We start from the raw sequence: 12,102 nt of genomic DNA, 5'->3' as shown, positions 1-12,102 counted from the left end.
TAAATATTGATTTGGGTGGATAAAAGAATTTTAATCAAGTTAGTTTTTAGAAAATATTCATGGTTTAAAAATGATTGGTGATAATAGCAGAGTTCATTTTAACTATTAAAATTAGGCTTTTTTTAATAACTCGCCAAATATTCATTTTGAAGTGAATGAACTGCAATAACAATTTAAGGATTGATTTATAAACTATTTTTTCTTTAAATTGTGTTTTATTTTATTATGCAGCCAATTGGATTACCATTGCATTTTTTGATAACAAAACTTTATTTATTAACTACCATTTTATTATACAACAAGACAATATTGTGTATGTATTACAAAATACTGGTTCAAATATTTTAACCATGTTTTAGCGTTTATTAAAATATAAAATAAAATTTATCTGCATTTTTTGATTACATTAAGTAGCTGTAAAATATGACGTTTCTGTGTCTTTATTCCTTTACAAACCGTTTGACGCTTCGTTTATTATGGCATGTAACTTGAAGTAAATAAATATCACTCGGTAATTGACTTATATCCAGATGTATGTTACTCTTTAGGCTATTTTGCAGAAGTACTTGTTTCCCTTCAATGGTGTAAATACGCCATTCGTATTGTGTACTTAAAGAACTGCTTGTTTCCTCCAATGTTGCTTCAATGAAAGACGTTGCAGGATTGGGTTTTATTTGCAGTTCATCATCCTTCTTATTTGGAAGTCCTGTATCTGCAATGTCCGTCAATAAGTTGTATTCAATAATGGAATCCAAAGGAAAGCTATACATAGAACGGGAATAAGTACCTGCAATGAGCTGATTATGAACAGGGTCGTAATCCATATCAAACACAAAACCATAAGGCATATTGCTGCCCAATCGTTGCCAATTTTCACCTGCATTCAAAGAAGCATACACCCCCGCATCTGTACCAGCAAAGAGAAAAACCTCTGCCGTATCTTCGGGCAAGGTCAAAATATCATTTACACCAATAGGTGGTAAATCACTTGAAATATCCTGCCATGTATCGCCATAATCCATCGAACGGTGAATGTGAGGTATAAAGCCATTTCCTTTGAATCCTGAGTGGGTAACATACAGGATATTGGGTTGGTGCAAGGAGGTTTTAATACTTGTCACATAACGTTCGGGCAAATTGTGGGTCACGTTTTCCCAAGTATCTCCGCCATCCAAAGTGCGCCAAACGTTTGCATCGGAAGTACCTACATACAGATGATCGGAATCAATGGGCGATTCGGCGATAGTAGTGATGGTGTGAAAATTCGGGCCAAAAATAATGCCGTCCGTCAAGTCGTTACTAATGGGTTGCCAATCTGCTTGTATTCCTTGTGTGTTTTTATACAGCCGATAAGTACCAGCATACAATACATCTGGATTATGTGCACTCATTATAAAAGGCATATCCCAATTGACCCTATCATTGTTGAAGTCAATTCCATTTATTGCAGGAAAAAAGTTGTGACCACCATCATTGCTCACAATCATTTTGCCATACTGCGTTTCTGCCCAAACAATGTTTTCATTTTCGGGATGAAAAACAACCTGAAACCCATCTCCGCCAAATGCCCTCTCCCATTCATTCATGCTCAAACTGTTGCCGTGAATCGTTCCATTATCTTGTGCCCCACCCCAATAGGTATCATTGTGAGGATTGTTGGCTACTCGGTAAAATTGGGTAATCGGAATGTTCTCAATGTCTTGCCACGAAAGTCCATTGTCGCTGCTTCGGTACAAACCACCATCCGTAGCCAATAAGAACGTGCTTTCGTCCACAAAAAAGAGGCTGTGTTTATCGGCATGAACAGATACTTCGTTTGCCTCTGAAATGGGTCTGTTCCAAATATTTCCACCATCTTTTGTTCGGTGTAAATCTACACCTAACAAGAAAATATCATCGTCACTTTGAGGACTGATACCTATCTTGGCAAAATACCACCCAAAACCGCCCAAGGGGTTATTGGGTAAGCCGAAGCCCTCGAATGTAGGAACAGTATTCCATGTCTCACCCTGATCTGTTGTTTTGAAAATACCGTGCAGTTCGTGCGAAGTATTCACATATACACTCACAATGACATTTGGATTGGTAGGTGAAATCGCTAGACCGATTCGAGACATATTTGCAGTCGGTAAACCTTCTGTCAAGGCAATCCAAGTATCTCCCCCGTCCATCGTGCGAAATATTTTGGCATCATCACCAGAGGTAACGCTTTCTTGATTGGTCCTGATACGGTTCCAAGCAGCAGCATAGATAATATCGGGATTCTCCCAATTCATCACCATGTCAATTACTCCTGCATCTTCTGCCACAAAAAGCACCTGTTTCCAAGTTTCTCCACCGTCTTTAGATTGGTAAACTCCTCTTTTGGTATTGCGCTCCAAAGGGTTGCCCATACAACTGGCATACAGGATATTGGAGTTATTGGGATGAATCAATATTTTGGAAACAATGCGTTCTTCGACCAAACCCAGATGTGTCCAAGTATTACCGCCGTCTTCACTCTTGTAAAGCCCATCTCCTACCGAAAAATTGCCCGAAATATTCAAATCCCCTGTACCGACATAAACAATATTCGAATCATTGGGATCTACTGCAATCGCTCCAATAGATAAGAACAATTGCTCATCAAAAATCGGAAACCAATTTTCACCAGCATCTATGGATTTGAAAACTCCTCCTTTTGCAGCACCTACATATAAAATATTAGAATTATTTGGATCAGCAATTACCACATTGATACGTCCGCCGATATTGCCGGGCCCTTCCAAGGACCAAGCAGTTGTAAACCCAACATTGTCTTTTTGTTGTAGCTGGATACCAGCCTGTTTTTTTGCCTTTTGCAGCACATTTGTATAGGCTTTCCAATCGAAGGTGAAATCGGGGTAAGTTCGTTGAAAATAAAAATTATCGTATGGAAAATGAATTGCCGCTTCTTTGTTTTCAAAGTGAGTATGTGTCGCTTCAATGGCTGTGTCCAACGCTTTTTCCTTCAAAATCAAAGCTGTAAATAAAATAATCAAACAAGAGCCAAAAAGTAGGTAAATACGTTTTTTCATCAATGCTAAATTTATACGTTTTGTGCTGATTTACTTCAAAAACTAAAATTACTAATTTTGCTCACTTCCTCATCAATAGCCTCTCGGCAATTTTAGCTAATGTCGGATGAGGTACATCTTTGAAGCACTACATTATAATCATGGGAGTAAACTCAAAAGAGTTGTTGCAATTATTTATTTTTTGCTTAACTTGACCTTCGTATTGCTAAAATGTAGAAAAAATTGCTCATACGAATCCACCATGTTATTGATTTAATTTTGATATTCTATGCTTACATTCGACTACACGTTTATTTTTGAAGACCAAAGCGAAAAGAAAGTCAGGGTTCAACTGGATGAAGAATCGCTCAATTTGGTAGAGGAAGAATTGTCCGAATATCCAGAATGGACAAATTTGGCATGCTCCAAACATCCACACTGCAAACACAATGGGGAAACCCTTCACCAATGCCCTGTGGGAAAGAGTTTGGTTGGCTTGATTGACAGTTTTGGCAACAAGCAGTCCTACGAAAAGGTGAAAGTGACCATCGAAACAGAAGAGCGAACTTTTCTACAGGATACGACCCTTCAAAGAGGATTGAGTTCATTGATAGGCATTTACATGGTCGCAAGCGGCTGTCCATTGATGGGAAAATTGAAGCCTATGGTGCGGCATCACCTGCCTTTTGCCACGATTGAGGAAACCATCTATCGGGTGATTTCTATGTATTTACTGGCGCAGTTTTTTCGGGCCAAAGAAGGGAAAAAACCAGATTGGGAATTGGCGCACCTTGTTTCGATGTACGATGACATTCAAGATGTAAACAAAAATCTATGTGATAAACTACTGAGTGCCACTACTAAAGACGCAAGCCTCAATGCAGTGGTTATCCTAAATAATTTTGCCAATATGGTTCCCTTTTCGATTGACGACGATGCTTTTGAAGAAATACAGCAATTGTTCAAATCTTATAGTGACTGCTCCCACCACTAACCTAACGGTATAGTGGGGGCATCATAGGCATATAGCCCTAAACTCTCCAGTCCGAGAGTCAATATGTTTATGGCTGCATTGTGGTCACGGTTTGCCGTAAAACCACACTCATTGCAGCTATGTGTTCTAACTGATAAGGCTTTCTTTACTGTTGCGCCACAACCACTACACTTCTGACTTGTGTACTGTGGCGCAATAGCTACGACTACCTTTCCAAGTTCCTTAGCCTTATTTTCCAAGATTACACGAAAGGAGTACCAACCTGCATTTGCAATAGATTTACTAAGTCCCGATTTCGCTTTTCTGCCGTTGCGAGTAAAATTACCTTCTTCGTCTTGCTTAGGCTTGGCTTTGCGAATCATGTTTTTAATAGCCAAATCTTCAATAGCTATCAAATCATAGTGTTTTAACAACCAATTCGCTACTTGATGATGAAACTCTTGCCGTTGCATTTTGACACGGTAATGCGCTTTCTGAACCGCTTTAAGTAGTTTGTAATATCTTGCGCTTCGTTTCTTAGCCTTGGATAACTTGCGCTGCACCTTAGCCAAATGCTTTTCTCGTTTTCGGTAAAACTTGGGTAGTGGTTCTGATAAACCGCCACTGGTATAAACAAAATCATTCAAACCCATGTCTATTCCTACTGAATGTGTTAGCAAGTCCTGTTTAGGCACTTCTTTAACAGCTTTTTCAAACTGAAAGGTGAAACAGGTAAACCACTTGCATCCATCCTTGATGATGGACATGGTTTTCACGACTGCTCCTTTGGGGAGTTCTCGGTGCCGTTTTATTTTGACAAAGCCTATTTTTGGAACAGGGATATGGTTATTCGCTTTTTCTTTACCGATTTTGCGATTCATGGTAGAAAAGTAACTTGGCATATTTCTGCCGTAATCGGTATAGTTCAAGCTATTCCACTGTCCTTTTTTCTTGTATTTAGGAAATCCTGTATCGGTGTTTCCCTCTTTCTTGGATTTAAAAAATGTAATGAGTGCTTTGTGTAGTCTTCTATTGGCGTCTTGCAGCACCATGGAATAAACATTCTTAAACCACGGCTTTTCTTCCTTTAGTTTAGGCAGTAGGTTTTGTTGTTCAATCATCGAAGGAAAGGTTTTGCTATCCTTGTACTGCTTCATCATTCCGCCTAAATGCCAATTCCAAACATACCGACTCATATTCATGTGGTTAGTCATCCTACTTTCTTGTTTTTGGGTAGGATAAATTCGGTATTTGTATGTTTTGGTGATTAGCATAAGATGGTGTAAATTTACATAAAATAGATGTTATTAAAAAATACATCCAATCACAAGGTCAATAATGACGTAGCTAAATTCCTCCCTCCACTAACCTTCGGTATAGTGGGGGAATCCTTTAGCTGTTTTGTTGAAGAAGAAGTTAGAAATCGTCAAAAAAGAACAAATAGAGTTTGAGAAAAGAGTTCAAATTGTACTCGAAGAAATGCAAATAAACAATTCAAACGAAATTGCTAAGTTGATGACAGGAAATGAACAGTAAAAGAAGATGCATACAATCGAGTAGACGGGCGACAAACTTATTAGTTATCAATGCAGGCTATGAATAGGTTTTCTCAATCCTCATAGTCTTCATCATCGTCAAAATCAAGGTCAAGATCGTCAAAATCAAAATCATCATCGTCATACTCCTCATCATCTAAATCAAGATCAAGGTCAAGGTCATCTAAATCTATATCAAAATCATCGTCTCCTGCCCCAAAATCAAATCCAAAGTCTTCTTCATCCAATCGTTCAATCGTAGGCTCAATCGAAGGTTTCGATTTATTTTTATCATCTTTTGGTGAATCCGCAGGTATTTGATCTTTCTGTTTTTCCTTCTCTTTTTTGCCATCACTCATTTCCTCCGAAAGTTTACCTCCGTCTTCAATGCCATCACGGAACAGGTCCTCGTCGCTTGTATCCAATTTTCTACTAGAAGGAAGACCTGCCTCTTCAAACAAATCCAATTGTCGAGAACCCTCTTTTTCGTTCTCCAATCTTCTGCCCCCCATTCCATCATCTTCCTCCTCATCGTCTTCATATTCATACATTTCATCATCGTCTAAGTCAAAATCCAATTCATCATCAAATTCTTCGTCTTCAAATAATTCTGACAATTCGGGTGCCAACACCTCTTCTATTTTTGGTTCAGGCAATGGAGCAGGACGACCGCCTTTTTCCATTTTCTTGGCAATCATATACATCACCAAAATAATTTTTTCAAACCGTCTTCTCTTAAAACCCATATTCAACACCGTCTGCTCAGTATAACTAAACACACCATTTTTGAACTCCAAATAACTATCTCGTGACAAAATGCCCTCGTTCAAAATTTCTCTCACAGCATCATCCAACAAACCACCAATATACTCCAAATCATCACTGTTCACATCAAATTTTCGATCAAAAGACCGATCTTCCGTCACCTTTTTTTTGTTATAAAAAAACTTGGTAAACTGCTTACCCAATGCCTCAGGACGAATGGCAAATGACCGCCCACCAAAAGGAGCATTGACGCTAATCGTCGTAAAAGGAACTTCACGTTTTCTATCCAAAACTGTCTGCGTAGTCGTATAAACCTGAATCCGACGTTGAAGATACTGCCCCTGCAAACTAGGATAAATCCATTCAAAGTTAAAAAGCCTCGTTTCAGGAATATCCAAATGAACCCGTAACTGCCGATTCAGGAAAGCAAATTGACGAATAACCCGGTTGTTGATGTAAGCAATAAATAAATTACTGATAAACAAACCCAACAATACCGAACTTACCAACACAATCAACCATCGTATATTGGCAAAGACGAACCAGAACACCAGCATAATAACTGCGATGCCTATCGTGATGAGGTAATCTTTTGAAATCTTTGGCATAATTTCAAAGATACAAATAGTTATTTTTTTTTGAAAGTTTCATTAAAATAGCTACATTTCCTTTTCGTTTATCACCATTAAAAAGAACCCATTGTATGGCAACATCAACCAAACACCATATCCTATCCATTTTGGCATTGCCCTTCAATGTGCTTATCACCATCCCCACACTGATACTCTATTTCTCACAAGACTTCAATTGGGGACTTGGCTTCAAAGGCAATCAAGCCTATTTTTTCTACTTACTCGCCATACTATTGATTTTTATTGGTTTGTATCTAATGTTAAGCACCATTCGATTGTTTGCCAATGTTGGAAAAGGAACACTTGCACCCTGGAATCCCACCCAGAAACTGGTTGTAAAAGGTGTCTATAAGCGTGTACGAAATCCAATGATTACAGGCGTATTGCTCATTCTATTGGGCGAAACTATTTTCTTTGGTTCCACATACTTACTTTTATGGTTTTTACTATTTTTCTTTGTCAAACACATTTATTTCCTTCTATCAGAAGAACCTGAACTTCAGAAGCGATTCGGTACAAGCTATGAACGCTACCGCCAAAATGTTCCTCGATGGTTGCCCAGATTGCAGCAATGGCAAGACGAAGCAAAGGAAGAAATGGAGTTGGAAAACAAAACGAATTGAAACACATCAAAACCCTAAAACATTAACACTTCAAAACACCAAAACTTCAAAACATTAACACAAAAAACATGCACTTAAACATAGACAAACAGTTATTCATAGTAGGCGGAGCCACCAGCGGCTTCGGATTAGCAGTCACCCAAGCACTCATTGCAGAAGGCGCAATCGTGATTGCAGTAGCAAGAGGCAAGGAGAAAATAGACGAATTGGTCGCTTATGCACCCAAACAAATAGAAGGCATTGTAGGCGATATTACCCAATCCGACACAATTCAACACATCCTCAACCAAGTTGGCGAACGTCATTTATCAGGTATGTTGGTCAATGCAGGGGGACCACCCGCCATGTCATTCCTCGAAACAACATTAGATGACTGGGACGATGCTTATCAGAAGGTCTTACGGTGGAAAGTAGAAATTACCCAAGCATTGGCTCCCAAACTCATCACCCAAAAATATGGCCGCTTGGTCTATGTAGAAAGTGTGTCGGTCAAACAACCTATTGAAAATTTAGTCTTGAGCAACTCCCTTCGATTGGGTGTAGTAGGTTTTGTGAAAACCCTCTCCGAAGAAATTGCCCATCATGGCGTAAACCTCAACATTCTCGCACCAGGCTACCACGCTACTCCAAGAATGGAAGAACTATTGAAGAAAAAAAGCGAAAATGAGGGAATCTCAATAGGTGATGCCCGTTCTACCTTTGAAGCCCAAACCAAAACGGGGCAAATGGGCGAAGCGGCTGATTTTGCATCATTGGCTTTGTGGCTGCTTTCACCTGTAAGTCGTTATATTACAGGTCAGACAATCAGTGTAGATGGAGGTTTGGTGAAGGGAACGATGGGGTAAATGGGAAGCAAAACATATTGGAAAAGGCTACAAAGATACGAAAACAAGCGATAGGTTTAAATACGATGATTCACAAAAATGAAAAAAAATCTGCCTGCATTAATGTTTTATCAAAAAAATCAACCTTTTTTTAATTAATTCTCAAAAAAGGAAAAATAATTTTGGTGGGTAAACAATTTTACTTTAGCTTTGCATTAATTTAGAGGTATATAAACACAAACCATCAATACCTAATTTACTATGAATATTTTTCAATATTTCCGACGGCATCGGTAACTCTATTTTTTTCTCATAACAAAGAGGTAGTTCCAATTACTCCTTTGATTCTCTATTCTTTTCATTCATTTTCAATTTTTTTTGCCATGTTATCAACAAATAATTGGTTAACAGAGCTTTACCCTTTCTTTTATCATGCCCATTTCTTTACATTAACAGACAATTATCGTCCTTATTATCGGCGGCTTCACTAATATTTTTTCTAAAAGAACTACAAACAATTACATTCTGATTCTCACAGAACTAACTGCAATTAAATGCCATTGGTTCTGTACAACTTACATCCTATTTTGACAAACAATCAAACCGAAACTTATCAGTAATCGGCAAAGGAAAGACTGTGTATTTTCGGTTTTGGCAAATAAAAAACTATGCAAACTATACATGTTGTAATAGCTGAAAATCATCATGCCTTATATGCACCTGCCATTTGCAAAATGATTGCAGAATCGGCTGCTCAAAGAGGTACAGGTATTGCGAAGCGATCTCCAGAAGAGATTGCGGCCAAAATCGAAGCGGGAAAGGCTGTTATCGCTCTCTGCGGAGAAGAATTGGTTGGTTTTTGTTATATACAAGAGTGGCAAGAAGGGGAGTTTAGTTCTAATTCAGCTTTGATTGTACATCCCCATTATAGAAGTAGGGGCATCGCCAAAGCCATCAAAGAAAAAGCCTTTGAATTGGCCCGTCAAAAATTTCCAAATGCCAAACTTTTCGGATTGACCACCAGTTTACCTGTCATGAAAATCAACTCAGAATTGGGTTACAAACCTGTTACCTTCAACCTGATACCATCAGATGACCAATTTTGGGAAGGCTGTAAAGGCTGCGTCAACCATGACATTTTGATCCGAATGAACAGAAAACACTGCCTGTGTAACGCTTTGCTGTTTGACCCCGAAAAAGAAGAACAAAAAAAGCTGGAAGAAGAAATTAAAAACCATCTTGAGTTTTTCAAACAAACAACAGAACAAAAAAAAACTGAACCATTATTGGTGTCATAACCTACATACAACTGCGCTTTATCTGCGTAATCAAATAAATCTGTAATATGAAAGTCGTATTAGCATTCAGTGGTGGATTGGACACTTCCTATTGTGTCAAATATTTGAGTCAAGAAAAAGGCTTAGAAGTACATTCTGCCATCGTAAATACAGGCGGTTTTTCAAAAACCGAATTGGAGGAAATTGAAGAAAGGGCATACAGTTTGGGCGTAGAAAGCCATGTCACTTTAGACGAAACCGAGAGTTACTACCAAAACTGCATCAAATACCTCATCTATGGCAATATTCTACGAAACGGGACCTACCCTTTATCTGTTAGTTCTGAGCGAATGTTTCAAGCAATCGCCACCATCAAATATGCCCAACTCATTGACGCAAAATACATTGCACACGGCAGCACAGGCGCAGGAAACGACCAAGTCCGCTTCGATATGGCTTTCCAAATTTTAGCTCCCGAAATCGAAATCCTTACCCCCATCCGTGACCAAAAACTCTCTCGTCAAGTCGAAATCGAATACCTTCAAAACTTGGAAGTAAAAGGTAATTGGGAAAAATCTCTCTACTCCATCAACAAAGGTTTGTGGGGAACAAGCGTAGGCGGCAAGGAAACTTTGACCTCCAATGAAGGACTGCCCAACGAAGCATTTCCGAGTCAACTGCAAGAAAATAAACCAAGTGATTTGGAATTGGAATTCGTAAAAGGAGAATTGAAGGGGGTAAATGGAACGTATTTTGAAGACTCCGTAGCTGCAATTCAAGAAGTCGAAAGATTGGGCAATGCCTATGCAATTGGGCGAGACATTCATGTTGGGGATACAATTATAGGCATCAAAGGTCGAGTTGGTTTTGAAGCTGCTGCTCCTGCATTGATTCTCAAAGCCCATCACCTGCTCGAAAAACACACGCTTACCAAATGGCAATTGTATTGGAAAGAACAGTTGGGCAATTGGTACGGAATGTTGCTACACGAAGGACAATATTTAGAACCTGTGATGCGAGACATTGAAGCCTTTCTCGACAATTCACAAGAAACGGTATCGGGTAAGGTTTTTATCAAACTCCTCCCCTATCGCTTTGAACTGCAAGGCATTGATTCACCGCATGATTTGATGAATGCCAAATTCGGAGCCTATGGAGAAATGAACAAGGCATGGACAGCAGACGATGCAAAGGGGTTTATTAAGATTTTGGGAACGCCATTGAAAATTCATCAGGCGGTGAATAAATTGAACGCTGAGACAGAGAGACGCTGAGATTTTTTCATTATCAACAACACTGAACGGAAACTTTGCCAACAATTTCCAATTTTGGCAACAGTTGAAGTGACTGCCGTTCAACTGTTGGCAAGGCGTGAAGCCGTTGCCAAAGTTTCACTCAATAAAACATCAATAGAAACAACAGTATCAACTAAGCATCCAAAGAAACCATAGAAATAATGAACATCAAAATAGGCATAGTAGGGGGAGCAGGTTACACAGCAGGAGAATTATTGCGCTTGCTATTGCAGCATCCATACGCACAAATCACTTGGATTCACAGCAATAGCCATGCAAACGAAGCAGTCTATTCTGTCCACGATGACCTATTGGGTGAAACTGATTTGAATTTTTCAAACACTGTTGACTTCAATATTGACGCATTATTTTTGTGTTCAGGGCATGGAAAATCCAAAGAATTTTTGGAGGCTAATCAAACTGCAATTGCAGCAAATAAAGAATTGAAGATTATTGATTTGAGCAGCGATTTTCGCCACAAAAGAGAAGGCAACGACTTTATCTATGGACTGCCAGAACTTCAAAAAGAGCAAATTCAACAACACTCAAAAGTTGCAAATCCAGGCTGTTTTGCAACTGCAATTCAGTTGGCATTGTTGCCTTTGGCAAAACAGCAATTATTGAAGAATTCGGTTCACATTCAAGCCATTACAGGCTCAACAGGTGCGGGGCAAAAACCAACTGCAACGGGGCATTTCAGTTGGAGAAACAACAACGTCTCGGTTTACAAAGCCTTTCAACACCAACACATTGCAGAAATCAAACAGAGTTTGCAGCAACTTCAATCCGCTTTTGACCAAGAACTCTACTTTATTCCCGTTCGTGGCAATTTTTCGAGGGGAATCATGGCAACGGTTTACACCGAATTTGAAGGAACATTGGAGGAGGCGAAAGCACTTTTTGAGAAATATTATGCAGACCATCCTTTTGTGTGGATAAGCGAATCGAATCCGCATTTGAAGCAGGTGGTGAATACCAATAAGGGCATTTTGTATTTGGAGAAGCACAACGGTATTTTGTTGATTATTAGCATGATTGACAACTTATTGAAGGGCGCATCTGGTCAGGCTGTTCAGAATATGAACTTGCTGTTTGGATTGGAGGAAACGGCGGGATTGGGATTGAAGGCGGTCGCTTTTTAAA

At 39.2% G+C, this 12,102-nt stretch carries 9 protein-coding genes; 6 read left to right on the top strand and 3 right to left on the bottom strand.

The window, feature by feature from the left end:
- Nucleotides 1-440: 440 nt before the first annotated feature.
- Nucleotides 441-3,056 (bottom strand): T9SS type A sorting domain-containing protein, encoded by a 2,616-nt coding sequence (locus R3E32_26835; protein ID MEZ4888374.1) that lies wholly within the window; start codon nucleotides 3,054-3,056, stop codon nucleotides 441-443.
- A gap of 268 nt (nucleotides 3,057-3,324) precedes the next feature.
- Here R3E32_26835 and R3E32_26830 point away from each other — a divergent pair, with 268 nt between their 5' ends.
- Nucleotides 3,325-4,029 carry a hypothetical protein gene (locus R3E32_26830; GenBank protein MEZ4888373.1) on the top strand — a complete coding sequence of 235 codons (705 nt, stop codon included), beginning with the start codon at nucleotides 3,325-3,327 and terminating at the stop codon, nucleotides 4,027-4,029.
- Here the strand turns inward: R3E32_26830 and R3E32_26825 are convergent.
- Both R3E32_26825 and R3E32_26820 read right to left on the bottom strand, forming a co-directional pair.
- Nucleotides 4,026-5,282, bottom strand: a complete 1,257-nt coding sequence (locus R3E32_26825) for a transposase (protein MEZ4888372.1) — start codon at nucleotides 5,280-5,282, stop codon at nucleotides 4,026-4,028. The two genes, R3E32_26830 and R3E32_26825, sit on opposite strands and share 4 nt — an antisense overlap.
- A 335-nt stretch (nucleotides 5,283-5,617) precedes the next feature.
- Entirely contained in the window at nucleotides 5,618-6,916 is a 1,299-nt protein-coding gene (locus tag R3E32_26820) for a hypothetical protein (protein ID MEZ4888371.1), read from the bottom strand.
- Nucleotides 6,917-7,011: 95 nt separating this feature from the next.
- Between R3E32_26820 and R3E32_26815 the strand changes: the two genes are divergently transcribed.
- The 5 genes from R3E32_26815 to argC all read left to right on the top strand — a co-directional run bounded on the left by R3E32_26815 (nucleotide 7,012) and on the right by argC (nucleotide 12,101).
- Nucleotides 7,012-7,563 carry an isoprenylcysteine carboxylmethyltransferase family protein gene (locus R3E32_26815; GenBank protein ID MEZ4888370.1) on the top strand — a complete coding sequence of 184 codons (552 nt, stop codon included), beginning with the start codon at nucleotides 7,012-7,014 and terminating at the stop codon, nucleotides 7,561-7,563.
- Between the two features lie 68 nt (nucleotides 7,564-7,631).
- Nucleotides 7,632-8,408, top strand: a complete 777-nt coding sequence (locus R3E32_26810) for an SDR family oxidoreductase (protein MEZ4888369.1) — start codon at nucleotides 7,632-7,634, stop codon at nucleotides 8,406-8,408.
- A 647-nt stretch (nucleotides 8,409-9,055) separates the two neighbouring features.
- On the top strand, nucleotides 9,056-9,685 hold the full coding sequence (locus R3E32_26805; GenBank protein ID MEZ4888368.1) for a GNAT family N-acetyltransferase: 630 nt from the start codon (nucleotides 9,056-9,058) through the stop codon (nucleotides 9,683-9,685).
- Nucleotides 9,686-9,732: 47 nt separating this feature from the next.
- Nucleotides 9,733-10,938: an argininosuccinate synthase gene (locus tag R3E32_26800; GenBank protein ID MEZ4888367.1), complete on the top strand. Its 1,206-nt coding sequence runs from the start codon at nucleotides 9,733-9,735 to the stop codon at nucleotides 10,936-10,938.
- A gap of 182 nt (nucleotides 10,939-11,120) precedes the next feature.
- On the top strand, nucleotides 11,121-12,101 hold the full coding sequence (gene argC, locus R3E32_26795) for an N-acetyl-gamma-glutamyl-phosphate reductase (protein ID MEZ4888366.1): 981 nt from the start codon (nucleotides 11,121-11,123) through the stop codon (nucleotides 12,099-12,101).
- Nucleotide 12,102: the final 1 nt, after the last annotated feature.

Source organism: Chitinophagales bacterium (assembly GCA_041392475.1).
GTDB lineage: Bacteria > Bacteroidota > Bacteroidia > Chitinophagales > UBA2359 > JAUHXA01.
This window is presented reverse-complemented; position numbering and strand designations above follow the sequence as displayed.

Excerpts from the sequence above, each read along its gene's own strand:
- R3E32_26815 (MEZ4888370.1), top strand. The coding sequence starts at position 7,012 with ATGGCAACATCAACCAAACACCATATCCTATCCATTTTGGCATTGCCC.
- R3E32_26835 (MEZ4888374.1), bottom strand. The coding sequence starts at position 3,056 with ATGAAAAAACGTATTTACCTACTTTTTGGCTCTTGTTTGATTATTTTA.
- R3E32_26800 (MEZ4888367.1), top strand. The coding sequence starts at position 9,733 with ATGAAAGTCGTATTAGCATTCAGTGGTGGATTGGACACTTCCTATTGT.
- R3E32_26805 (MEZ4888368.1), top strand. The coding sequence starts at position 9,056 with ATGCAAACTATACATGTTGTAATAGCTGAAAATCATCATGCCTTATAT.
- R3E32_26810 (MEZ4888369.1), top strand. The coding sequence starts at position 7,632 with ATGCACTTAAACATAGACAAACAGTTATTCATAGTAGGCGGAGCCACC.
- argC (MEZ4888366.1), top strand. The coding sequence starts at position 11,121 with ATGAACATCAAAATAGGCATAGTAGGGGGAGCAGGTTACACAGCAGGA.
- R3E32_26830 (MEZ4888373.1), top strand. The coding sequence starts at position 3,325 with ATGCTTACATTCGACTACACGTTTATTTTTGAAGACCAAAGCGAAAAG.
- R3E32_26820 (MEZ4888371.1), bottom strand. The coding sequence starts at position 6,916 with ATGCCAAAGATTTCAAAAGATTACCTCATCACGATAGGCATCGCAGTT.
- R3E32_26825 (MEZ4888372.1), bottom strand. The coding sequence starts at position 5,282 with ATGCTAATCACCAAAACATACAAATACCGAATTTATCCTACCCAAAAA.